Here is a 24,773-nt window from a genome sequence, read left to right as displayed (position 1 = left end):
TTATTCATGTGACAACGTAACAAAACCACCACCTCCGCAGAGGCCATGGCATCAAGCCATAAAAATACCCGATTCCGAGCCGCCAAAATGAGTGAATTCACTTTATTTCACCTGAAATTTTGCCGAAAAAAACTTCAGACGGAAATCAGCGGGACCAATAACGTCTTGATTATGCGTAGCAATACGCAATTTTTTGCTATCCCTCTGTTAGCTGAACAATACTTTGCGGCCAGGCTCGCAATGCCAATCATTGATGGCGTCATTTTTCCCAATCAACCGTATTTTGCCGCTATGTTGAACGCTGATTTCAGCTCGGTAAGGACGTTTTATGCTCGATGACGCGCAACACGATCTCTGGCATCGCTGCCTGTTTATCCCGGCCCTGCTGCTTGCAGCAGCCATCGCTACGCGGTTGATTCACTGCGTATCGGCAAGCCTGTCGGGGCCCTCGCCAAAGCAGACGCGCTGGGTGATGGGGGCTGCCCTTTGCGCCGGGCTGGCGGCATTGCCTTTCGGCATGCCGCTCCTGCACCGCGTAGTGTTGCTGCCGGTGGCGGCGGTATTGATCGCGTTGGCGTTTATCGATTGGCAGCACCGCTTGTTGCCGGATCGCCTGACACTGCCGCTGCTATGGGCCGGGCTGCTGGTGAACCAGCAAGGCTATTTCACTTCGCTGGCGGAGGCGGTGTCAGGGACCGTTGTCGGTTATCTGTCGCTGTGGCTACTCAACGCGGCCTATCGCCGCCGTCATCAACGGGATGGCATTGGGCAAGGGGATTTTAAACTGTTGGCGGCATTAGGCGCCTGGGTCGGCTGGCCCGCCCTGCCGATGTTGGTCACCGGTGCGGCGGCGACGGGATTATGCGCGGTGGCCATTGCCGGCCTGATGCGTAAACCCGGCTGGCAAACTCCGCTGCCGTTCGGCCTGTATCTGGCAGCGGCGGCCTGGCCGTTGCTGCTGTCGACGGCCGGCAAGGGAATCGCGCAGTTCAACGGGGTATAACGCTAAATTTCACCTTATTTCACTCTGGCGGTAAATGGGCACAGGGCCATTTTACCGCTGTTATAGCCCACTGTCGGTACGGCTGTTATGGCGACTCTTCACCTGCACCGCTATCCTTTGGCTAAGCCAAAACGGGGTTTTGCCTAAATCAATACGGGGGTTATATGATTGGTCATGGTTTATCCGCACTCGCGCTCGGCGCGGCGTTACTGACGGGGTCACTGTCATTCGCGGCGCAGGCGGCCGGCACCTTCACCCTCACCTCGCCGGCGTTTCAGGATGGCGGAATGCTGGCGCAAAAATATGCCGGCGCGACGCCGGGCAATGCCAGTTGCACCGGCGATAACGTTTCACCGCCGCTGAACTGGAGCAATCCGCCGACAGGAACCCAGAGTTTCGCCCTGCTGCTGTCCGATCCCGAGGGGCGCAGCGGCCTTGGCGTAAGCCATTTGGTGGCCTACGGCATCCCCGTCTCGGCCAGCGGCTTCGCCGAGGGCGATCTCACCCTGGGCAAAGGCTTTATTGGCGGCAAAAACTCGCCGGGCACTGCGGTTTATCACGGCCCTTGCCCCCCGGCCGGATCAGGGTTGCACCACTATACTTTCGTGTTGATCGCCACCGATCTCCCGCCCCATGCACTTGGCCCGGGCTTGACGCGCGAACAACTCCTGGAAAAGCTGCACGGCCATGCCAAGGGCGGCGCGGGCATTATCGGCCGCTTCGGCCAATAACCGTTCAGGCCGTCAACGCCTCTGCCGGGGTCTCTGCGGTCACCGCCGCAGCGCGGTACAGGCTGACCACCTCACCGATCACCAGCAGGCTGGGCGAAACCGGCCGCTGTCGGGCCATGATCGCCGGCAGTTCGCCCAAGGTGCCGATCAATACCCGCTGCTGCGGCTGGGTACCGCGTTCAATGATCGCCAACGGCATCTCCGCCGCCATACCATGGCGCAACAACTGTGCGGCAATGGTTTCACTCAAGGCCAGCCCCATATAAAACACCAGCGTTTGCCCCGAACTGACCAATCCCGGCCAGTCCAGATCCACCTCGCCGTTACGGCAGTGGCCGGTAACAAAACGTACCGACTGCGCGTAATCCCGGTGGGTTAACGGAATGCCGCTTGCCGCCGCACAGCCACTGGCGGCGGTAATGCCCGGCACCACGTGGCAGGCCACGCCATGACGCTGCAACCAGGCCATCTCCTCGCCGCCGCGACCAAAAATAAAAGGGTCACCCCCCTTCAACCGCACCACCCGATTGCCGGCCTGCGCCAGCTCTACCAGCAGTTGTTCGATCTCCGATTGCGCCAAAGTGTGGCAGCGCAGGGATTTACCCACGTCGATACGCAACGCCTCCGCAGGCAGCAGCGCCATCACCGCCGGGGAAACCAGGCGATCAAACACCACCACGTCCGCCTGCTGGAGAACCCGCAGCGCCTTCAACGTCAGCAGCTCGGCATCCCCAGGCCCGGCACCGACCAACCACACTTCACCCCGGCGCACCGGCTGGCGACGATCCCCAGCCAACATCAGCATTTCAAGTGCCTTCATTGCATCACCTCCGCTATGCCACCCGTTGGGCCGCATGCTGTTGAATCAACTTTTTCAGTTCCGGCAAACAAGAGCCGCAGTTGGTGCCGCATTGCAGACGATCGCCCAGTTCACTGGCGCTGTGGCAGCCCGCCTTAATCGCCGCAATAATGCGGTTCTCGCCCACGCCGAAGCAGCTGCAAATCGTCGCCCCGGCCGCCGTCTGCCCCGCAGCCCCTCGCCCCGCTAACAACGCCAAGCGCTGCGCTCCGCCGACCGGCGGTTGTGCAAAAGCACTCAGAATTGCCGGTCGATCGAGCATCGGAGCCTGTTGGCGAACATAAAACGCCAGTTGCACCTCGTTCTGACGCCAACCAATGACGTGCAAACCGCGTTGGGCCAATTGCGCGGTTTGCAGCGTCAGCCCCGCCAAGGGGAAGTGCCGCCGCAACCAGTCCTGCCAGTCTTCGACCGGCCGTTGCCCGGCCATGATGTAGTGGGTCAGGCCCTCCTGCGCTACCCGGCTCCAGTAAATACCCACCGGCGGCGCCACCTCGGCGCGCAGGAAAATCTCCGCCTGCCAGCTCGTTGGCCACAAGCTGACCCGTACCGGCGCATGTTTGCTTTCCGGCTGGCCGGAATGAGCATCGACCACCGGAGGGATCAGACTGTCGACCCGGCCCTGAGCGGTAAACTGACCATTCCAGTGCATAGGCGCGAATACGCTGCCGCGCCGCTGCCCCGGATGGCACTGGGCTCGCGCCAGCATCCAGCCATGGGGCGAACTGAGCCGCACCAGGGCGTTATCGGCAATGCCCAACGCCGCAGCATCCTGCGGGTGCATTTCACAAAACGGCTCGCTGAGATGGCGCATCAGGCGCGCCGCTTTGCCGGTGCGCGTCATGGTGTGCCACTGATCGCGGATACGGCCGGTGTTCAGCACCATCGGGTAACGCGGCGATACCGCATTTTGCGGCAGGCGCGGCGTCACCGGCAGCAGTTGCGCTTTGCCGTCCGCATGGAAAAAGCGGCCATCGCTGAACAGACGCCGACACCCGTCAGGGTGCTGGGTATTGACCGGCCACTGCACCGGTGCCATGCGCGACCACTGCTCCCGATCCCCCTGCGCCAGCAGGCTGATATCGAACGCGCGCGTTCCGTTATTCTCAAACCCTGACAACGCGGCGTGCTCACTGAAAATCTCCGAAGGGTGCCGGTAGCCGAACGCCGCCCCATAGCCCATGCGCCGCGCCACCTGGCTGAGGATCCACCAGTCGGCCCGCGCCTCTCCCGGCGGTGGCAAAAACGCGCGCTGGCGGGATATGCAGCGTTCGGAGTTGGTGACGCTGCCCTCTTTTTCGCCCCAGGCCAGCGCCGGCAGGCGGATGTGAGCCAATTCTGCGGTATCGGTCACCGCCATCACTTCCGACACCACCACCAGCGGGCACTGTTTCAACGCCTGTCGCACCGCGTCCGCATCCGGCAGCGATACCACCGGGTTGGTGCCCATGATCCACACCGCCTTCACCTGCCCGGCGGCCATCGCCTGGAACAGTTCGACCGCATTCAGGCCAGGTTGCCTGGCAATGCCCGGCGACTGCCAGAAACGCTGCACCCGGTCGGTATCCTCGTCGCTGAACCCCATATGCGCCGCCAACTGATTAGCCAGCCCGCCCACTTCACGCCCGCCCATCGCATTCGGCTGGCCGGTAATGGAAAACGGGCCGCTACCCGGCCGGCCAATGCGCCCGCCCGCCAGGTGCAGGTTGATGATTGCATTGCATTTATCCGCACCGCTTGAAGACTGGTTGATGCCCATGGAATAGAGGGTCACCCAGTCGCGCGATGTTTTCAGCAAGGCGAAAAAGGTCAGTACGGCGCTGAGCGGCAGTTCGCAAAAATCCGCTACCCGTTCCGGTGCCCAGTCGGCCACCGCCGCCAGCGTTTCCTCCACGCCGTTGGCATGCTGATGCAAAAAGGCGTTATCCAGGCCATCGTGCTGCGCCAGCCAGCGCAGCGCTCCGGTAAACAGAGCGGCGTCGCTGCCAGGGCGCAGCGGCAGGTGCAGATCGGCAATATCGCAGGTCGCCGTCTCTCGCGGATCAATCACCACCACGCGCATCTGCGGCCGCTGCTGACGCGCCTTCACCAGCCGCTGATACACCACCGGGTGCGCCCAGGCGGTGTTGGAACCGGTCAGGATCACCAGATCCGCCTGTTCGATGTCCTCATAACAGCAAGGCACCGCATCGCCACCGAACGCCCGCTTGTAACCCACCACCGCCGATGCCATGCACAGCCGGGAGTTGGTGTCGATATTGGCCGCGCCGATAAAGCCCTTCATCAGCTTATTGGCGACGTAATAGTCCTCGGTCAGCAACTGGCCGGAAGCGTAAAATGCCACCGCCTGCGGGCCGTGTTGCTCGATCACGCGGCTAAAACGCAGCGCCACCTGCTCCAGCGCGTCGTCCCAGCCCACCGTTTGGCCGTCAACCTGCGGTTGCAGCAAGCGGCCCGCCAAATCCAGGGTTTCTCCCAACGCGCTGCCTTTCACGCACAGCCGCCCCTGATTTGCCGGGTGGGCGACATCACCGCTGACCGCCACCGCGCCGTCGCTGCGCTTTTCGACGGCGACGCCGCAGCCAACGCCGCAGTAAGGACAGGTGGTGCAGTGTGCGGCGGTCATGATGCGGCGCCCGTCGCTTCCGGCATGGCGGCCTGCACCGCCAGCGGTTGGCTGCACACCCAGACTCTGCCCGCCGTCACCCGTACCGGCCAGGCGGTAACACCAGATTGCGCGTTATCCACACAGCTGCCGTCGCTCAGGCGGAAACGCTGCTTGTACAACGGGGAGATCACCACAGGCACACCGGCTACGTCCCCCAGCAACCCGCGCGCCAGCACGTTGGCGTCGCTGTCCGGCTCCTGATTCGCCAGCGCATAAACGCCGCTGCCCGGCAGATGGAACAGCGCAATCTGCCGCGGCCCCAGACGTGCAGCAATGCCGGCGTTGACGGGAATGTCCGCCAACGCGCAGACATCCAGCCACTGATCGCCTGCGGCCGAGGCCGGTTGCACTTCGGTAACCTGCCCGCGTTCCTCTCCGCTGGCCGGGCGGCGCTGCCCGCGCTCCGGCTGCCAGACAATGGCTTCGTCCGGCCGATCGCTGTTCACAAAGGCGCGGAACAGCTTAAGACGATCCGGGCTGGCGAGCGTGGTCTGCCATTCGCACTGATAGCTGCCGACCACCGCCTGCATGTCGTTCTCCAGATCGGCGGCGATACCCAGGCTATCCTCCAGCACCACCTCACGCAGGTAATCCAGCCCGCCTTCGAGGTTATCCATCCAGGTGCTGGTGCGCTGCAGGCGATCGGCGGTACGGACATAAAACATCAGGAAACGATCGACCATGCGGATCAGCGTGGCGGTGTCGAGATCGCTGGCAAACAAATCCGCATGCCGTGGCTTCATACCGCCGTTGCCGCACAGGTACAGATTCCAGCCTTTGTCGGTGGCGATCACCCCAACGTCCTTGCTTTGCGCTTCTGCGCATTCGCGCGTGCAGCCGGAAACCGCCATCTTGATTTTGTGCGGCGCTCGCAATCCCTTGTAACGGTGCTCCAGTTCAATCGCCAGCGCGGTCGAATCTTGCACGCCATAACGACACCAGCTTGAACCGACGCAGGATTTCACCGTACGCAGCGACTTGCCGTAGGCATGGCCGGTTTCAAACCCGGCGTCGACCAACTGCTGCCAGATTTCCGGCAGTTGCTCCAGGCGCGCGCCAAACAGGTCGACCCGCTGGCCGCCGGTGATTTTGGTGTACAGTTGATAACGCTGGGCAATTTGGCCGATGGCGATCAGCCCTGCCGGGGTAATTTCACCGGCCGGCACGCGCGGCACCACCGAATAGGTGCCGTCTTTTTGGATATTGGCGAAGAAACGATCGTTGGTGTCTTGCAACGGCAGGTGCTGCGGCTTGAGCAGATACTCATTCCAGCACGACGCCAGAATCGATCCCGCCAGCGGTTTGCAAACTTCGCAGCCGTGCCCATGGCCATGTCGGGCCAGCAGATCGTCGAAGGTGCGGATATTGCCGACCCGCACCAGGTGATACAGCTCCTGGCGCGAGTAGGCGAAATGCTCGCAAACGTCCTTTTTCACCACCACGCCGCGTTGCTGCAGTTCGTGCTCCATCACCTGTTTCACCAGGGCGGCGCAACCGCCACAGCCGGTGCCGGCTTTGGTGCAGGCTTTCACCGCCGCCAAATCGCCGCAGCCCTGGTCCACCGCACAGCTGATATCGCCTTTACTGACGTTGTGACAGGAGCAAATCTGCGCCGTGGCCGGTAACGCCGAGACGCCCAGCGCTTTTGGCGCGCCGCCGGCCGAGGCCGGGAGAATCAGGCTTTCCGGTGCGGCGGGCAGCGGCAGATCATTGAGCATCATTTGTTGCAGCGTACTGTATTCGCTGCTGTCGCCGACCAATACCGCCCCCAGCAGCCGTTTGCCGTCGGCATCAACCACCAGCTTTTTATACACTTCCGCCGGGCCGTCGACCCAGCTGTAGCTTTGGCTGCCGGGCGTATGGCCGTGCGCATCCCCGATCGACGCCACCTCGACGCCCAGCAGTTTCAGCTTGGTGCTCATGTCTGCGCCGCAGAACACGTTTTCCCGCCCGGCCAGCAGATCCGCCAGCGTGCGCGCCATTTGATACCCCGGTGCCACCAGCCCGAAAATTTGGCCGTTCCATAACGCGCATTCGCCGATGGCGTAAATGGCGTCATCGCTGGTGCGGCACTGGCTGTCAATCACGATGCCGCCGCGGGGTCCCACCTCCAGTTCGGCGGCGCGGGCGAGCTGGTCACGCGGCCGGATACCGGCGGAAAACAGAATCAAATCAGCATCCAGGGTTTCACCGTCGGCGAAACTCATACTGTGACGGTGTAACGAACCCTCGATAATCGCCTGTGTTTGCTTGCCGGTGTGTACGCTCACGCCCAGCGCCTCAATCTTTTTACGCAGCATCGCCGCGCCGCCGTCATCCAGTTGCACCCCCATCAGGCGCGGCGCAAACTCCACCACGTGGGTTTTCAGCCCAAGCTGCTGCAAGGCATTGGCGGCCTCCAGCCCCAACAGACCGCCGCCGACCACCACGCCCACGCTGGCGCTGGCGGCGCATTCGGCAATCGCCGCCAGATCCTCCAGTGTGCGATAAACCAGACAGCCGGGGCGATCGTTGCCGGGGATCGGCGGGACAAACGGATAAGAGCCGGTCGCCAGTACCAGGTGGTCGTAGGCCGTTTCGCGCCCCTCGGCGTCGATCACGCATTTGCGCCGGCGATCGATGGCGCAAACCGCCTGCCCCAGCCGCAGCTCAATCCCGGAACCTTCGAAGAAACCCGCTTCCACCATCGACAACGAGTCGGCGCTGCGGCCGGAGAAAAATTCCGACAGATGAACCCGGTCATACGCCGCCACCGGCTCTTCGCCAAAGACCACGATGTGATACTGCTGATGCAGTTCGCGAGCGACCAGTTGTTCCAGGAAGTGATGACCGACCATGCCGTGTCCGGCAACCAGCAAAACGGGCTTATGCATATCCGATGTCCTCTCGTCAGACGCCTGCGGCGCCTCGGGTTCGCTACTGCCAAACAGCAGGGCTTCCGGCTGATTCACCGGCTGACCGAGCTGCCGCAGATAAAAAGGGCTGTCCTGGGCGTCGCCGTACAACACAACGCCCTGTAATCTGCCGTGGCGCACCAGCAGGCGGCGGTAATGCTGCGCCTGTGGGTCTTCGGCGTGGTGAAGCTCGGTTTGCGCGTCGGCGATCATTTCGCCGGCGCTGAACATCTCGATGCCGCTGACCTTCAGGCGGGTATGCAGCGGCGCCGGTCGGTAGCCCGGCACCTGCTCACCGCTCAACCGCCGCGCCAACAACTCCGCCTGTTGCCAGCAAGGTGCCACCAGACCGAAGGTGGTGGCGTCGAGCTGGGCGCATTCGCCGATGGCGAAGATCGCCGGGTCCTCAGTCTGCATCCGATCGTCGATCAAAATGCCGCGCTCACAGCCCAGCCCGGCGGCCTGCGCCAGGCTGATTTCGGGCCGCACCCCGGCGGCAATCACCACCAGATCGCAATCGCACCGCTCGCCATTACTCAGCGTGGCGGCCTGAACCTGCTCTGTGCCGTGGAACCGGCTGACCTCACAGGCCAGCCGACATTCGATACCGCGTTGCAACAGATTGTGTTGCAGCATCCGCCCGGCGCGGGCATCCAGTTGCCGCTCCATCAGGTGTGTGCCACGGTGCACCACGGTGGCGGTCATGCCGCGCTGCGTCAGGGCGGCGGCCGCCTCGATCCCCAACACGCCGCCCCCTACCACCAGCGCATGCCGCCCTGGCCGGCAGCGGCCAAGCATGGCTTCAACGTCGTCCAGCGTGCGAAAACCGTAAATGCCGTTCAGCGTCACGCCGGGCAGTTGCGGCATCAGCGGACGCGAACCGGTGGCGAACACCAGCAGGTCATAAGGCACCTCATGCCGGGCAGTCATCACCCGTTTGTGCCGCCGATCCACTGCCAGCGCCGGTTCACCGGCCAGCAGCCGCACGTCGTGCCGGTGATACCAGTCAAGATCGTGCAACAGGGTCTCGCTGAACGCCTTTTCCCCCGCCAGCACCGGCGACAGCAGAATGCGGTTGTAGTTGCCGCGCGGCTCCTCGCCAATCACCGTGATGGCATAGCGCGCGGGTGCCAGCCGGCAGAGCGTCTCCACCAGCCGCATCCCGGCCATGCCGTTGCCAATCACCACCAGTTGGGTTTTGTCCATCATTCGGCTCTCATGCCGCTTTCGCGTGCTTCTCGTAGAGGAACTTCAGCACCTGGCGACGGTAATGGTGATAATCCGGGTCGTCCGCCAGCGCTACCCGTGAACGCGGACGCGGCAGCTTCACCTCGAGAATTTCACCGACAGTGGCCGCCGGGCCGTTGGTCATCATCATCACCCGATCGGACAGCAGCACCGCTTCATCGACGTCATGGGTGATCAGCACAATGGTGGTGTTCAACCGTTGCTGGATTTCCATCACCGCATCCTGCAGATGGGCGCGGGTCAGCGCATCCAGCGCGCCAAAGGGCTCGTCCATCAGCAACACCTTGGGTTTCATCGCCAACGCACGGGCGATGCCGACGCGCTGTTTCATGCCGCCGGAGATTTCATGCGGCCGCTTGTGCAACGCGTGGCTCATATGCACCAGCTCCAGGTTGTGCTCGATCCACTCGCGCATTTCGCCGCGAGTCATTTCGCGCCGGAATACCTGATGCACCGCCAAGGCCACGTTTTCGTAGGTGGTCAGCCACGGCAGCAGCGAATGGTTCTGGAACACCACGCCGCGTTCTGGCCCCGGCCCGGTGATTTGCCGGTTATCGCACAACAGCACGCCGTCGCTGGGCAGAGTCAGCCCGGCGATCAAATTCAGCAGCGTCGACTTGCCGCAGCCGGAATGGCCGATCAGGCTGACGGTTTCCCCTGCCTGGATATCGAAACTTACCCGATCCAACGCGATAAACTCCCCCTGCGGGGTGGCAAAGCGCTGGCTGACGTTCTGGACCTGAATAATCGGTTTCATGGCGCACTCCTTAACGGTTCTGATAGCTAAAACGTTTTGCCAGTAACATCAGCCCCTGCTCGAGCAGCAGCCCCACCACGCCGATCACGATGATGGCGATGATGATGTTTTCGACGTTGAGGTTGTTCCATTCATTCCAAATCCAAAAACCGATGCCGACGCCGCCGGTCAGCATTTCCGCCGCCACGATCACCAGCCAGGCGATGCCGATGGACAAACGCACCCCCGTCAGCACATACGGCAGCACTGCCGGGAACAGGATTTTGCGCATCACCGTCCACTCAGACAGCTTCAGCACCCGCGCCACGTTGAGGTAGTCCTGCGGAATGCGCGTGACGCCTTCTGCGGTGTTGAGGATCATCGGCCAGATGGAGCAGATGAAAATGGTCCAGGTTGATGCCGGCTCCGCACGCTGGAACAGCAGCAGGCCAATCGGCAGCCAGGCCAGCGGGCTGACCGGGCGCAGCAGCGAAATGATCGGGTTGAGCATGTTCGCCAGAAAGGCAAAGCGCCCCAGCAGGAACCCGGCCGGAATACCGACCAACGCCGCCAGCCCAAAACCGGTGGCTACGCGCTGCAACGAGGCCAGTACGTTCCAGCCGATCCCCTGATCGTTCGGCCCGGCGGAATAAAACGGATCGGCAAACAGCGTCAGCGCCGCTTGCCAGGTCGCCACGGGCGTCGGGAAACCCTTGCTGTTGAGCGCGGCGATCTGCCAGACAACCAGGGTCACCACCAGCCCCAACGCCGCGGGCACCGCACGGCGAAAAGCGTTCTGCAAAGGCAAACGCCAGCGCGCTTTGGGTTGCGGCTTCGCGGCGGCCGGGATTTTCAGCGGCACGACTTCCGCACGGGTCGGCGTTGGCATATCAATACGTTCAGCGAGATTTTTCATCGGTTACCTCAGCGCTTTAAAGAGAAACTGTTGGCGTATTCCGCCGGATTGCTGCCGTCCCAACGTTTACCGTCAAACAGCGTGCTGGCGCGCATGTCGCTGCCGGGAAGATTCACCCCGCCCACCGCGCTTGCCGCCTGTTTGTAGATCTCGATGCGGTTGATTTTTTGCGCGACGGCCAGGTAGTCCGGCTCGGCGCTCAACAGGCCCCAGCGGCGATGCTGGGTCAGGAACCACATGCCGTCAGACAGATACGGGTAGTTCACCTCGCCATCGTGGAAAAAGCGCATCGCATGAGCGTCCTGCCAGGATTTGCCCAGACCGTTTTGGTATTGCCCCAGCATGCGGCCGGTGATCACTTCCGGTTTGGTATTGATGTAGGCGCGCCCTGCCACCACCCGGGCGGTCTCCTCGCGGTTGGCGTCGGAGCTGTCTATCCAGCGTGCGGCGTCCAGCACGGCGGCGGTCAGCGCGCGGGCGCTGTTCGGGTTGGCCGCCACCCAGTTCCCCGTGGTGCCCAGCACTTTTTCCGGGTGATCGGGCCAGATTTCCTGGGTGGTGACGGCGGTAAAACCGATGTTTTCGGCGATGGCGCGCTGGTTCCACGGCTCCCCGACGCAGAAACCGCTCATGTTGCCGATCTTCATGTTCATCACCATCTGCGGCGGCGGCACCACCACGTTGCGCACGTCGTCAAACGGATGAATGCCGGCGTTCGCCAGCCAGTAATAGAGCCACATGGCGTGGGTACCGGTCGGGAAGGTTTGGGCGAAGGTGTAAGTGCCCTTGGCGCTGGCGTCGACGTGTTTTTTCAGCGCGGCCGCATCGGTGACGCCGGCCTGCTTTAACTGGTTGGAAAGCGTGATCGCCTGACCGTTGTTGTTGAGCGTCATCAGCACCGCCATGTCGTGCTGCGGCCCGGCTACGCCCAATTGCAGGCCATAAACCATGCCGTACAGCACGTGCGCCGCATCCAGCTCGCCGGACAGCAGCTTGTCGCGCACCGCCGCCCAACTGGCTTCTTTGCTGGGAATGATTTTGATGCCGTATTTTTCGTCAAACTTTTTCACCGCCGCCATCACCACCGAGGCGCAGTCGGTGAGCGGAATAAAGCCCACGCGGATCTCTTTTTTCTCCGGTGCGTCAGAGCCTGCCGCCCAGGCCGTATTCATCAGGCCAGGCAGCAACATGCTGCCGCCCAGCGCCGCGCTGCCGGCCAAAAAGCGGCGGCGCGTCAACTCAAGCCCAGGGTGTTTGGTGTGCGTCATCAGCAAGTCCTTCAATCAGGCGATAAAAATAAAAAAGGCGTCCCATCAGCACATTCCACCATTGGGGTGAACATGCTGAAAGGACGCCTTTATCCAAATTCTTGTTGGCAATCCGGCCGCCATTGGCCAGGTTACGTTTTAGTTAATGCAGCTTGCGTGCCAAATCGCCAAATCTGTCATTTTAAACCCACCAATATGTACCCCATGAATTTCAAGTTGTAGCCAGGCGCCCAGCTCGCTCATCCCCAGGCGCTTACTTAAGTCACTGGGGTGAGTGACAAATCTGTCGTGAACCGATTTGAACTTCGCTCGCAGCGGCCCCGAAGGGGCAAGGCCCTTGGATGGATCTTGCAAGCAGGTAACAACGCTGCAGCTTGAAAGGCGACGGGTACGTTGCACAACGGCAAGGCATTAACTGCACTGACGGTGTGCATATACTCCTTAAGGAGTATTTCCGGTGGACGGTAAAATATCCGCCACCGCCAGCATGGCATTGGCGATATCAATCAGCCGCTTGTTTTGGTTCATGGCCATCTTGAGCAGCAGCCGGTGAGCGTCCTCCTCGGTCAAGCCGCGATGCCGGATCAGCAGCCCTTTGGCGCGTTCGATTTGCTTGCGCTCATGCAGCGTCGCACGCGCCGTTGCCAACTCCTCTGACAGCACCTGCAACCGCTGCGACTGCTGCTGAATCAACTCCATCATGGAACGGCCCAGACGCGGATTGATGCCGTCCCCCATCAGCGGCGACGCCGCCCCCAGCGGGGTGGCCACAAACACCGCGTAGCTTTCTCTCGCCTGTTGCGGCACGTAATCGACATAATCCAGCGCCAGCGAGCGCTGGGCCTCGGCCAGGCTGTGGCGGCAACTGGCCATCAGCGCCTCTTCCAGCCGATCCTCTATCTGTTTCATCAGGTCGATGCGCGCACTGGTGATCTCGAACCAGCGCAGGCTGGTGTCGGCGCGATCGCTCAACTGCAACTGGGTACAGGCAATGCGACGCAGGCGTTCAAACTCGCGGTCATCCTGCTGCTGTATGCGCCGCCACTGGGCCAGCGACTGTTCGTCGGCGAACTCGCTGAAGGTTTGAAAACAGCGCTCCTGACCTTCGATCAGCATCAGTAACTGCTGATGGGAGGCTTCACTGAAATGCATGGCGGCAAAACCGGCCGCGCCAATTGCCCGCTCTTGCCCGGCCAGTTCCTTGCCTTGCATAAAGCTGAACATGGCGATCAACGCACGCGTCATGGCGGGTTCAACGCAGGCATCCGCCGCCTCGAATACCAGCGCCAGCAGGCTGTGAATGATGTTATTGAAGGTGTCCATGGCCGCAGGCTGCGAGACCTGCTGCTGCTGTACTTGCCGGCGCAGCGCGGGCAAAGCGGTGAGGTTGTGCAACGCACAGGCGATGCGGCTGAACAGGCGGCTGGCGCTGGCCAGCGGTGCCGTGGCGGCATCCAACTGCGCCAGTTGCCGTTGCACCGCCAGTTCGGCCTGCTCCACGTCCTGCGTTCTGCCGGGCAGCCGTTCGCCGAACAGCGCGCCCTGCGAACACAGATAAATATTGACGGTGCCGCGCTCCCGCTGAAGCACGTGGATCAGTTGGCTCACCCGGCCAACCAACTGGCCCATCTGCAGCAGCTGTTGCAGCACGGTGATTTCGCAGCGTTTGGACGCCAGCAGAAAATCGCCGGCGCTGGGCGGGAAAGCGCTATTACGGCTCATGACAGGATCCCCGTTACGGTAAATAGGCCGATCCTGCAAAAGCCGTGCCGTAGCGTTACTTACTCACGCGATCCAGATAAAGCATACTGTTGGCGATATTCAGCGTGGCGCCCTTGATGTTGTCGCGCAGCGCCACCAGCGTTTGCCCTTGCAACGCGACGACGTACGGCGAACTGGCCTGCACTTCATGCTGCAAGGCTGCGTAGCGCGCGGCGCGTTTTACCCCATCGCCTTCTGCCGCCGCCGCACGGGTTTCCGCACTCAGCGCCGGTATCGTCCACTGGGTGCGCCAGGCCAGGGTTTTCGGGCCGTTCGGCACATTGTAAGCAAAGGCGCTGGCGTTGGTGTTCGGGTCCAGATAGTCGGCGCCCCAATAGGTGAAGATCGCCTGGAAATCGCGACCGCGCATCTTGCCCCACAGATCGCTCTCCACCACCGGATGAATATCCAGTTGCAAACCGGCCTTGGCGAAGCTGGCCTGCAGCGCTTGGGCGATATCGGTATAAGGCGGTTGGTTAATGACGATCAAATCGATGCGCGTACCTTCAGCGATACCGGCGTCATGCAGAATCTGCCTGGCTTTTGCCACGTCAAGTTTGAACGGCTGGTCCGAGACGGCGCCGTCCAGCCCGACCGGCAGAAAAGCCTGATGAACGCGGTATTGCCCTTTCAGCAGATCTTTCGCGATGGATTGGTAATCCACCAGCCAGCGCGCCGCCTGCCACAGCGCCGGATTGCTCAGCGCCGGTTGCTGTTTGTTGCCGGTATTGAAACCGAGGTAATACACCTTGGCCGAATCATGCTGCTCAATACGCACGCCCTTTTCATTGCGCAACGAGTTGAACTGATCGGCCCCCAAATCATAGGCCACGTCGGCGTCGCCTTTCAGCAGCAGCAGGCGGCGGGTGCCGGCGTCGCTGACGTTCTTCAGCAACACCGTTTTCAACTGCGCTTTGGGTTGGGCGTAATCGTTACGGCTGAACAACAGCGCCTCGTGCGGCACATAGTTGCTGACCCGGTAAGGGCCGGCACCGGCGGAGTTCGAACGCAGCCAGGCATTGCCGAAATCCCCCGCCTGGCTGTGTTCGCTCAGCAGCTTCTCATCGACAATCGACGCCACCGGTGCGGTCAGCAACCGCAACGCCAGTTCGCTGCCGATATTCGCCGGCCAGTTCAGTTGCAACTGGTTGTCGTTGAGTTTTTTCAACTGGCTTTCGACGTTGTCCGGCGTCCAGCCGAATTCGCCGAGAATAAACGACGGCGCCTTGTTCAGTTTCACCGCACGCACCAGCGAGAAGATCACGTCCTCCGGCCGTACCGGATTGCCGGAGGCAAAGCGCTGGTTGTCATGCAGGGTAAAAATCAGGCTGTGACCATCTGCGCCCGCCTGCCAGCCGCTGGCCAGTTCCGGTGCCAGCTTTTCCGGCGTTTCACGATCCGGTGCCAGCAGGCGCTGGTACAGATTGACCAGGTTGGCCGAGCTGACGGTTTCAAAACTCTCGGCCGGATCGAGGCTGATAATCCCCTCCAGCGAACTGACCACGACCAGCGTATCTTGCGGAGTGGCGGCCTGCGCGCCGAAACTTGCTGCCAGGGCGCTGAACACTAAGGTTGGGATGAGACGTTTCATTGCTGCACTCTCCATCAATCACGCGGATGCGTTATTTTTCGAGTGTAGGGGGGTGAGTTTATAAGAAGAACGACTATAAATTGCTTTATTTATTACACAGATGAATATACCCGCCGCAGCCACGGCGGGTATTGCTTCAATTCACCAGCCGGCCGTGCGCCATCGCCACCGAGCGATCGCACATATGGTCGATGACGTCGGCATCGTGGCTGACCAGGATCATGGTCAGATCACCCGCCTGCTTCAGATCGTTGAGCAGGTTGAGGATTTCCGCCTGTACCGACATGTCCAGCGCCGACGTCGGCTCGTCCAACAGCAGCAGTTTCGGTTTTAGCAGCAGCGCCCGCACTATCGCCACCCGCTGGCGCTGGCCGCCGGAAAGCTGGTGCGGATAGCGATCCAGCAAGCGCGGGTCCAGCCCCACCTGCCGAAAACCGGCGCTGATTTTCTGCTCGATATCGCGCTCTTTCAGCAACTTCAACGGCTCCGCCAGCGTGCGCAACAGCCGGTGCTTGGGGTGCAACGAAGCATAAGGGTCCTGAAACACCATCTGCACCTCACGCCGCAGCGTGCCGGTGAACGGCCGGCCGGGCTGCAGATCCTGGCCCAACAACCGGAAACCGCCGCTCCAGTGCTCGTTCAACCCGGCCAGCACCCACAGCAGCGAGGATTTACCGCAGCCTGAGGGGCCGACCAGCCCGAAGCATTCACCTTGCTCGATATGCAGATTGACGTCATGCACCACCGTGCGTAACTCATAGCCCTGGCGGTGGCTGACGCTGAGGTTGTCCAAAGTAATCAGGCTCATTTCAGCGCCTCCAGCAGCGCGCGATCCAATACCGGCAGGGGTTTGCCGTGGGTTTCCCGGCTCGGCCGGCACGACCATAGCGTGCGGGTATAAGGATGCGTGGCCGAAGCCAACTGGTCAGCGGGCAGTTGATCCAGCAGTTCGCCCTTGTACATCACCAGGACCCGCTCGCAGTAGTGCGCCACCTGCTGCAAATCGTGGCTAATCAGAATCAGCCCCATATTGCGCTGCTCCACCAGATTTTCGATCAGTTGCAACACCTGATCGCGCATCTGGTGATCCAGTGCGGAAGTCGGTTCATCGGCAATCAGCAGTTGCGGATCGTTAATCAGCGCAATCGCCAGCATCACCCGCTGCCCCATGCCGCCGGAAAGCTGATGCGGGTAGCGCTGACGCAACGCCGCCGGATCAGGCAAGCCTACCGCCGCCAGCATGTCCAGCACCTTTTCCCGCCGTTCGGCCCGGCCCAGGCGAGTGTGCAGTAACAGCGGCTCCTCCACCTGCTTGCCAATCGGCTGAGTAGGGTTCAGCGCATGCTTGGGATCCTGCATCACCATCGCCACTTTTGTGCCACGCAGGCGGTTCCACTGACGCTCGTTCAGTTGCGTAAGTTCATCCCCGCCTAACGTCAGGCGCTGCGCCCGCACTTGCAACGGCGGGGGCAATAGCCCCATCAACGCCCGGGCGGTCAAGGATTTGCCGGAACCGGATTCACCGACCAGCGCCAGTCGCTCCTGCCCCATGCTGAAAGAAATCTCTTTTACCAGCGCAACCGGCTGTGGTGCCGGCAGCAGCACCGACAATCGGTCGGCGATTAATAAGCGGTTATCAATGCCCATGACGAGGATCCATTTTATCGCGCAGGCCATCGCCCAGCAGGTTAAAAGCCAGGCTGGCGAACAGGATCGCCCCGCCCGGTACGGCGGCCACCCACCACTGATCGAAAATCACTTTACTGCCCTCGGCCACCATTGACCCCCATTCGGCGGTCGGCGGCGCAACGCCCATGCCGAGAAAACCCAAACCGGCAGCGGACAGGATAATCCCGCCCAGGCTCAGCGCGGCGCGAACGACCGCGCTCGGCAGGCACAACGGCAAAATATGGCCGGCCATCAGCCGCAGGCCGCCAATGCCCTGCATGCGCGCCGCCGCCAGATAGTCACTGCGACGCAACGCCAGGGTTTCCGCCCGCGCCTGACGAGCGAAAGAAGGCCAACTGGTCAGCGCCAGCGCCAACGCGCCATTCATCAGGCCCGGACCGAGCACCGCGACAAACGCCAGCGCAATCACCAGGCTGGGCAGCGACAGAAAAATATCGGTCACGCGCATCAAAATACGCTCCGCCCAGCCGCCGAGATAACCGGCGCTGATGCCCACCAGCAGGCCAATAGGAATGGTCAGCAACAGGATCAGGGACACCAGAATCAGCGTCGGGCGGGCGCCGTAAATCACCCGCGACAGCAAGTCGCGGCCAAAACCGTCGGTGCCCAGCCAATGGCCGGAGGAAGGCGGCAGCAGGCGCAACTCAATGTGTTGCAGATTGGGGTCGAACGGTGCCAGCCACGGGGCCAACAGCGCGGTCAGGATCAAGATCGCCACCAGCGTCGCGCCAATCGTCAACGTCGTCAGCCGACGGCGTGAAGGGTAGCCGGTAGCCGGTGCGCCCTGGGGCTCATGTTCGGAAAGGTATTGGCTCATCGGGTTCGCGGGTCCACTAAATAAGTCAGTGCGTCGGCCAGTGCGTTAAGCACCACGAAACAGGTGCCGATCAGCAGCGTAGCGCCAAGAATGGCCGGCGTATCGGCGGCAAACAGCGCGGTGGTCAGGTAACGCCCGACGCCCGGCCAGGCGAACACCGTTTCGGTCAGTACCGCGCCTTCGAGCAGGCTGGCGTAGGAAAGCGACAAAACGGTGATCAGCGTGCCGAGCACGTTGGGAAACACGTGGCGCAACAGAATGCGCACGCGGCTGGCGCCTTTGGAACGCGCCAGAGTGACGTACTCTTTGTTGCACTCTTCCAGCATCGCCGCACGCAGCAGCCGGGTGATGCCCGCCATCGACAACAGCGCCAACGCCACCACCGGCAGCCACAGGTGGCTGATGGCGTTGTAAAACATCTCGCGATCGCCGGACAGCCAGCTATCAATCAGCACAAATCCGCTGCGTGGCTCCATGCTGTAAAGGTAGATATCATCCAGCCGTCCCGGCCCCGCCGACCAATGCAGCGTGGCGTAAAACAGCAGCAGGCCCAGCAGGCTGAGCCAGAAGATCGGTACCGAATAGCCTATCAGCGACAGCAGCCGCGCCGCGTTATCCAGCCAACTGCCCGGTTTGAGCACCGCCAGAAATGCCAGAGTAATGCCGCCGAGAGCGCCGAGGATAATGGCGCAGGTGGCCAGTTCTACCGTGGCCGGGAAGGTACGCAACAGATCGCTCAGCACCGGCTGCGAGGTGATACGGGATATTCCCATATCGCCGTGCGCCAGATGCATCAGATAGCGCCAGAACTGCACCGGCAGCGGCTGATCCAGCCCCAAATCGTGGCGCACCTGGGCATAAGTGGCTTCGCTGGCGTGATCGCCGGCAATTTGCAACGTTGGGTCGATCGGCGCCAGATGCGAGAGCATAAAGGTGAACAGCAACAGGCCGAGCAGCGTCAGCGCCAGGGACAGCACGCCGGTCAACAGCCTGCGGCTCCAGCGCCAGCTGTGCCGGGCGAACCCGGCAGAGGAAGAACGGGTTGTCATTACTTGCTGACCTTGCTGTAGAACACCATGTCGGGGTTGATGCCCTGCACGTAGCCTTTCAGATTGTCACGCACGGCGATCAGGCTGCGCGCCTGCAAGCCGATAACAAATGGCGAGCTTTGCTGAACGGATTTCTGCAACTGTTGGTAATCCGCCACCCGTTTGGCGGTGTCATTCTCTGCCGTGGCCGCCAGCGTGAGCTTATTCAGCGCGGGAATTTGCCAGTTGGCGCGCCAGGCCAGGGTTTTGCTGCCGTCTTCCGGGTTATAAGCGAAGGCGGCGGCGTTGGTGTTCGGGTCAAAATAATCCGGCCCCCACGAAGTCAGGACCGCGTCATAGTTAAGGGTTTTGACCTTGGTGGACACCTGAGCGCTCAGCCCCGGCACCAGATCCACTTTCACGCCACCCTGGGCGAAACTGGCCTGCAACGCCTGGGCGATATCCAGGTACGGCGGCTGGTTGTTGACGTCCAGCTTAAAGCTGACGTTTTTCAGACCGGCCTTCGCCAGGATTTCTTTGGCTTTTTGCGGATTAAAACTGTACGGGCGGTCCTTCAGCGCGCCCAGATACCCTTCCGGCAGGAAGGCCTGGTGGTTCTGGAACTGGCCTTTCAGCAGATCGTTGGCAATGCCGTTATAGTCAAACAGCCAACGTGCCGCTTCCCAGAACGCCGGGTTACCCAGCGCCGGCGACGCCTTGGCGTTGAACTGCAGGAAATAGAGGGAGGCGTACGGGATCGCCAGCGGTTTTACGCCCGGCTTGTCTTTCAGCGCCGCCATCTGATCTGCGCCCAGGTTGCGCGCAATATCAGCGTCGCCCTGTTCCAGCAGCAAGCGGCGCGCAGCCGGATCCGGCACGTTCTTGATCAAGACGGTTTTCAGCGTTGGCGCGCCTTCCGGTGAGGTCGGGTTGGCATCCAGCACCACCACTTCATGCGGCACATAGGTGCGGATTTTATACGGGCCGCTGCCGGCGGAATGGCTGTTCAGCCACTGATGCCCCAAATCATCGCCCTGCTGGTGCGCCAGCGCTTCTTTGGCATCGACAATCGACGATACCGGCGCCGACAGCAGGCTAAGCACGAACGCCGGGCTGACGTTTTCGCTCCAGCTTATTTTCACCTTGTGGTCGTCCACCTTGCTCAGGTGCTGGTCGACGTTTTTAGCGTTCCACCCCAGTTGGGTGAGGATAAACGACGGTTCCAGGTTCAGCTTCACCACCCTTGATAGCGAGAAGATCACGTCTTCCGGGCGCAACGGGTTGCCGCTGGAGAATTTGGCGTCCGGCCGCAGGCTGAAGGTCAGGCTGCGGTTATCGCTGCCCGCCTGCCATTCGCTGGCCAGCGTAGGCTTGAGGTCGATAGGGTTCTGCGGATCCGATTGAATCAAACGCTGATACAGGCTGTTGAACGATTGTACCGTGGTTAACTCAAAGCCCTGGGCAGGGTCAAAGCTGACAACGTCATCAATTGACTGGGCAATCACCAACGTATTCGCCGGGGTTGCCGCCTGCGTGTTGAAACTGGCCGCTACGGCCAAAAATAGCAAAGAAGGAACGAACGCTTTCATCAGAAACTCTCCAAGCGGATGGAATTTATAGTAATTTCGCGAGTGTAAGTGAGTGCATTCGGCAGGCGAAGGTACTTAAATAACTATAGATATTCTTTTTATATCTATAGATGAGGTTTTGATTATTAAGCAGGCTAAGTTCTGCGACGTTGCCCTTTGTCTGCGATTAGCGTGCGGCCTGTCAAGGCCGGGGATGATCAGATGATCAAATGGGAAAAGGTAAACGCCGTCTGGTCGGAAAGTTATTGAAAAAGCCGCTTTAGGCTCCTCTATCGCCGGGCAATCTGCCCGGCTTTTTATGTTCATCGCCAGGTCAAATCTGGTAATCGATCACCGCATCCAACTGTGAGGAGAATACCTTGTCCTTGATTTCGGTCAGCGACAGCGTCGGGTTGCACAGCTGGATAAACCGCCAGGCGTAGTTACGTTGTAACTGACTGCGTTTCAACCCCAGCCACACGGTGTTGGGTTCGAACAGATGCTCGGCATTGAGGCTGACCAGGCCGTGGTCGCGCTCTTTCTCGTACGACATATCCGCCAATACGCCGACCCCCAAGCCCAACTCGACATAGGTTTTAATCACGTCGGAATCTTGCGCGCTCAGAGCGATATCCGGCGTCAGGCCGGCGGCCTTGAAGGCGGCATCCAGCCGTGAACGGCCGGTAATGCCCTGCCGGTAGGTGATCAGCGGCAGCGTGCTGAGCATCTCCAGCGTGACCTGCGGCTGGCGGGTCAGTTCATGCCCTTCCGGCACCAGTATGGTGTGATGCCAGCGGTAGTAGGGAAATGCCGCCAGCGATTCGTCGCTCATCAAGCGTTCGCTGGCAATACCGATATCGGCTTCGCCGGAAGCCAGCATGGCGACAATTTCCTCCGGGCTGCCCTGGTTCAGCACCACTCTCACCCGCGGATATAACGCGCGAAACTCTTTAATCACCCCCGGCAGGCTGTAACGTGCCTGAGTATGAGTCGTAGCGATATGCAGTTGGCCGGAGTCGTTGCTGCTGAATACGTCTGCCAAGCGGCGGATATTATTGGCATCATTCAGGATACGTTCAGCCACCACCAGCAATTCTTTACCCGGTTCGGTCATGCCCAATAAACGCTTCCCGCGGCGGATAAATATCTCAATGCCCAGCTCTTCTTCCAACTCACGAATATGACGGCTAACCCCAGATTGCGAGGTAAATAACGTGTTGGCGACCTCGGTCAGGTTGTAGTTGCAACGCGCCGATTCACGAATAATTTTTAGTTGTTGAAAGTTCATCCCTTCCCCCTGTCGAGCAATAGTGTTAACGACAGTGATACTGAGTCTGGCGGGAGGGAACAAATAAGAAATAACCTTTACTTATGCATTTTAATGCTAAGTGGATTTTTCACGACCGTGAATTAACTGTTTCTTCGAGATAAAATAACGAACACCTTTAAAATTAACGACATATAAAACCACTTAATTATTATGGATTAGATATTCCGGCGAAATAAAGTTATTAAATATAGGCATTGGTTATATATAAAAAGGCCCTGCATGCAGAGCCCGTTTGGAAAGGATGTTTCGGCAGAGAGAATCAGGCAGTCGCTTCACCGCCAATAGGGCCGGACGTGTTCTGCTGCAACCACTGCTGCACATAGTTGACCAAATCGCCGATGCAGTCGTCCTTCATGCCGTGGTTTTTCAGCTCGTTATCCAGTGCAAACAGGTATTGGGCATTGGTGCCCAACGGCCCGCTGGCGCTGGCTATCAGAGGCGCTATCACCTGATGGCTGGTGTCTTCTTCAAACAGCGGGTGTTGCGGATTCATCACGAATACCAGCGCGGTGACCACTTCGCCATCGGCAAGCTGGAGATCGCACCAGGTCGGCAGGTAACAGCCGGTCACCATTTCGCGTTTCCACAGCAGTTCCAGCTCTTCGCGCAGCTTCTCTTCCGGCAAGCGGAACGCCAGCCCGGTAGTATGGCCGCCCTCTTTCAGCGCCAGCATGCGCCCCGGCTGATGCAGGGTGCCGCGCCCGGCGGTTAACCGCAGGCAAAACGCACGGTGCCAGCCCTGCAGCGTGGCCGGACGCACCTCTTCGGATTCGAATACCGGGTTCCACATCAGCGAGCCATAACCGAATATCCACACCGGGCTGTTATCCGGACGACGGGATAAAGTACAATTCAGCGAGGCCGCACGCTGCTCTGATGTCAGTAACAGCGACTCCTCAATTGTGCCGAATGCTGTTTTGCAATCTGCCTTTTGCAGAAAATCTCGCGTTAACACCTTAACAACCTCCTGGGAATAGACGACTCATACTCCCTGCCACTGCGATCTCTGGAATTTTTATTTATTGGATGCGGAATTTTATTAATTCAATATACCCAAAATAATTGGAGCTGCATCAAGGCGGCAAGACCGTAAATCCCCGGGAGCTTAGTAAACTAAGTGACTGGGGTGCGCGGACGCGGCCAACACAGATGCAGTTTCAAGTATGAAGGGTATAAGTCACTCCACGATAATAATGACCTTATTCTTTTCTCGATCCGCAATCAAGTTTCAAAACGTAGATAAAGTGAAAAAGTATTTGTACGCGAGAGCAATAATATTAATTGCATGCTTAGCTATGCAGATATTGTGATTTTCCCGGCACCCGCAGCCGGGTTTTAAGGTTACTTTTTGTGCCAACGGTCGTCGTCGCCTTTGCGGTAGGCCTGCTTCACTGCCGCCCAGGCGACTTTATGCGCCGTTTCTTCGCGGCTGTCATCGCCGCGACGGTCATCAGGATCACGATATTGATCCCAGGCGCTATTAAACGCTTCTTTATAGATCTCTTGTGCATGATCCGGCAGCACATTTTTCACATTGTCAGGTAAGGCGCTCTTGCTGTTGTACGGCATTATTTTTCTCCCATAACGACGTATGAATCTCTAAGCCTGGTCAATACCGCCTGCCGCCTCAACCAGCAAACGATTCTCATTATCAAATGACATGATATACTCGGCGCCATACGAACATAAGGAGATCACCGTGAATACCGATGCCCCCCGCTCACGCGCGCCTTACCTGATTGAAGTCGCCGCTGTCCGTGACATTACGCCGCACCTGCGCCGCATCACCTTTAGCGCGCCAGACCTGCGCTATTACCCGGCGCAAGCCGCTGCCGCACACATCAAGGTTTTCCTGCCGCTCGCAGGCCAACGGCAACCGGACCTCCCAACGTTGACCGCTAACGGCCCGGTTTGGGCAGCGGACGCGGTACGCCCGATTATTCGCACCTATTCGGTACGCGCCGTGCGCCCGGAACTGGCAGAAATCGACATCGAATTCGCCATCCACGACCATAGCGGCCCGGCGGTAAACTTTGCGCGCCAGGCTAAAGCGGGCGATAAAATTGGCATCAGCAACCCTGGCGGCCCCAAACCGATGCTGCCACCAGCCGATTTCTACTGCCTGGCCGGCGATCCTTCATCTTTACCCGCGCTGGCCGCGTTGCTGGAACAGCTGCCGGCGAGCAGCGAAGGCCATGCTTTTATCCGCGTGGATACTCCCGCCGACGTTATCAGCCTGAAAAAACCTGCCGGCGTCGAGCTGAATTGGATTATCGGCGGCACCGAAAAAACGCCGGAGCTGATAACCCAATTTTGTGCATTGCCCTTGCCGCAGGCCACCACCCAGTTCTGGCTGGCGGGTGAAGATCGCCTGGTGGTCGAGCTGCGCCGCTACCTGCGCCGCGATCGCCAATGTGATCGTAATCAGCTTTATGCCGTGCCTTACTGGCGTGAGGGGTTAAATGAAGAGGGTTATCATAATAAACGGCATGAAATCATGGATAACATTGACGACTAATGGGAATTTTTCCCTTTATTAACCATGCAATGCGTGTATAACTGCAATTTACGCGCCACTGATGCGAAAAGTTAATCCCACTACGTAAAAGTAAGTAAATAAAACCGCATCAGATGCGGTTTTTTTGTTAACCTTGTCACACAAAGCA

Annotated in this window: 20 protein-coding genes; 4 read left to right on the top strand and 16 right to left on the bottom strand. The window is 60.1% G+C overall.

The window, feature by feature from the left end:
* Positions 1 to 45 precede the first annotated feature (45 nt).
* The 3 genes from SPL01S_RS18440 to SPL01S_RS18430 all read left to right on the top strand — a co-directional run bounded on the left by SPL01S_RS18440 (position 46) and on the right by SPL01S_RS18430 (position 1,734).
* Positions 46 to 339 (top strand): hypothetical protein, encoded by a 294-nt coding sequence (locus tag SPL01S_RS18440; protein ID WP_063202000.1) that lies wholly within the window; start codon positions 46 to 48, stop codon positions 337 to 339.
* A complete protein-coding gene (locus SPL01S_RS18435) occupies positions 329 to 1,003 on the top strand; it encodes a prepilin peptidase (RefSeq protein ID WP_063201997.1) in 675 nt (224 codons plus the stop codon). Before SPL01S_RS18440 ends, SPL01S_RS18435 begins: the two co-directional genes overlap by 11 nt.
* Before the next feature lie 164 nt (positions 1,004 to 1,167).
* Complete coding sequence (locus SPL01S_RS18430; protein ID WP_063201994.1) at positions 1,168 to 1,734, top strand: YbhB/YbcL family Raf kinase inhibitor-like protein; 567 nt, start codon at positions 1,168 to 1,170, stop codon at positions 1,732 to 1,734.
* A gap of 4 nt (positions 1,735 to 1,738) precedes the next feature.
* Here SPL01S_RS18430 and cobA read toward each other — a convergent pair whose 3' ends face one another.
* The 16 genes from cobA to chaB all read right to left on the bottom strand — a co-directional run bounded on the left by cobA (position 1,739) and on the right by chaB (position 23,676).
* On the bottom strand, positions 1,739 to 2,554 hold the full coding sequence (gene cobA / locus SPL01S_RS18425) for a uroporphyrinogen-III C-methyltransferase (RefSeq protein WP_063201991.1): 816 nt from the start codon (positions 2,552 to 2,554) through the stop codon (positions 1,739 to 1,741).
* 13 nt (positions 2,555 to 2,567) lie between these two features.
* Entirely contained in the window at positions 2,568 to 5,219 is a 2,652-nt protein-coding gene (locus tag SPL01S_RS18420; protein ID WP_063201987.1) for a nitrate reductase, read from the bottom strand.
* Entirely contained in the window at positions 5,216 to 9,361 is a 4,146-nt protein-coding gene (gene nirB, locus SPL01S_RS18415; protein ID WP_415774753.1) for a nitrite reductase large subunit NirB, read from the bottom strand. Before nirB ends, SPL01S_RS18420 begins: the two co-directional genes overlap by 4 nt.
* A 10-nt stretch (positions 9,362 to 9,371) precedes the next feature.
* Positions 9,372 to 10,160: an ABC transporter ATP-binding protein gene (locus SPL01S_RS18410; protein WP_006326063.1), complete on the bottom strand. Its 789-nt coding sequence runs from the start codon at positions 10,158 to 10,160 to the stop codon at positions 9,372 to 9,374.
* A 10-nt stretch (positions 10,161 to 10,170) separates the two neighbouring features.
* A complete protein-coding gene (gene ntrB / locus SPL01S_RS18405) occupies positions 10,171 to 11,055 on the bottom strand; it encodes a nitrate ABC transporter permease (protein ID WP_062871152.1) in 885 nt (294 codons plus the stop codon).
* An 8-nt stretch (positions 11,056 to 11,063) separates the two neighbouring features.
* Positions 11,064 to 12,323, bottom strand: coding sequence for a CmpA/NrtA family ABC transporter substrate-binding protein (locus tag SPL01S_RS18400; protein WP_063201984.1), 1,260 nt, complete (start codon positions 12,321 to 12,323; stop codon positions 11,064 to 11,066).
* Between the two features lie 441 nt (positions 12,324 to 12,764).
* Positions 12,765 to 14,045: a nitrate regulatory protein gene (locus SPL01S_RS18395; RefSeq protein ID WP_063201979.1), complete on the bottom strand. Its 1,281-nt coding sequence runs from the start codon at positions 14,043 to 14,045 to the stop codon at positions 12,765 to 12,767.
* Between the two features lie 55 nt (positions 14,046 to 14,100).
* Positions 14,101 to 15,675 carry an ABC transporter substrate-binding protein gene (locus SPL01S_RS18390; RefSeq protein WP_063201975.1) on the bottom strand — a complete coding sequence of 525 codons (1,575 nt, stop codon included), beginning with the start codon at positions 15,673 to 15,675 and terminating at the stop codon, positions 14,101 to 14,103.
* A gap of 136 nt (positions 15,676 to 15,811) precedes the next feature.
* A complete protein-coding gene (locus tag SPL01S_RS18385; RefSeq protein ID WP_063201972.1) occupies positions 15,812 to 16,483 on the bottom strand; it encodes an ABC transporter ATP-binding protein in 672 nt (223 codons plus the stop codon).
* A complete protein-coding gene (locus SPL01S_RS18380) occupies positions 16,480 to 17,322 on the bottom strand; it encodes an ABC transporter ATP-binding protein (protein WP_063201969.1) in 843 nt (280 codons plus the stop codon). The genes SPL01S_RS18385 and SPL01S_RS18380 overlap by 4 nt, the downstream gene beginning before the upstream one ends.
* A complete protein-coding gene (locus tag SPL01S_RS18375; protein WP_063201966.1) occupies positions 17,312 to 18,181 on the bottom strand; it encodes an ABC transporter permease in 870 nt (289 codons plus the stop codon). Before SPL01S_RS18375 ends, SPL01S_RS18380 begins: the two co-directional genes overlap by 11 nt.
* Positions 18,178 to 19,230, bottom strand: coding sequence for an ABC transporter permease (locus SPL01S_RS18370; protein WP_063201964.1), 1,053 nt, complete (start codon positions 19,228 to 19,230; stop codon positions 18,178 to 18,180). The genes SPL01S_RS18375 and SPL01S_RS18370 overlap by 4 nt, the downstream gene beginning before the upstream one ends.
* Positions 19,230 to 20,798 carry an ABC transporter substrate-binding protein gene (locus SPL01S_RS18365; RefSeq protein WP_062871159.1) on the bottom strand — a complete coding sequence of 523 codons (1,569 nt, stop codon included), beginning with the start codon at positions 20,796 to 20,798 and terminating at the stop codon, positions 19,230 to 19,232. Before SPL01S_RS18365 ends, SPL01S_RS18370 begins: the two co-directional genes overlap by 1 nt.
* 313 nt (positions 20,799 to 21,111) lie before the next feature.
* Positions 21,112 to 22,065, bottom strand: coding sequence for an HTH-type transcriptional regulator Cbl (gene cbl / locus SPL01S_RS18360; protein WP_004945885.1), 954 nt, complete (start codon positions 22,063 to 22,065; stop codon positions 21,112 to 21,114).
* Between the two features lie 301 nt (positions 22,066 to 22,366).
* Positions 22,367 to 23,062, bottom strand: a complete 696-nt coding sequence (locus SPL01S_RS18355) for a gamma-glutamylcyclotransferase (protein WP_062871160.1) — start codon at positions 23,060 to 23,062, stop codon at positions 22,367 to 22,369.
* Positions 23,063 to 23,448: 386 nt separating this feature from the next.
* Positions 23,449 to 23,676 (bottom strand): putative cation transport regulator ChaB, encoded by a 228-nt coding sequence (chaB, locus tag SPL01S_RS18350; protein ID WP_062871161.1) that lies wholly within the window; start codon positions 23,674 to 23,676, stop codon positions 23,449 to 23,451.
* A 130-nt stretch (positions 23,677 to 23,806) separates the two neighbouring features.
* Here chaB and SPL01S_RS18345 point away from each other — a divergent pair, with 130 nt between their 5' ends.
* On the top strand, positions 23,807 to 24,625 hold the full coding sequence (locus SPL01S_RS18345) for a siderophore-interacting protein (protein ID WP_063201961.1): 819 nt from the start codon (positions 23,807 to 23,809) through the stop codon (positions 24,623 to 24,625).
* Positions 24,626 to 24,773: the final 148 nt, after the last annotated feature.

The organism is Serratia plymuthica NBRC 102599, assembly GCF_001590925.1.
Taxonomy (GTDB): domain Bacteria; phylum Pseudomonadota; class Gammaproteobacteria; order Enterobacterales; family Enterobacteriaceae; genus Serratia; species Serratia plymuthica.
This window is presented reverse-complemented; position numbering and strand designations above follow the sequence as displayed.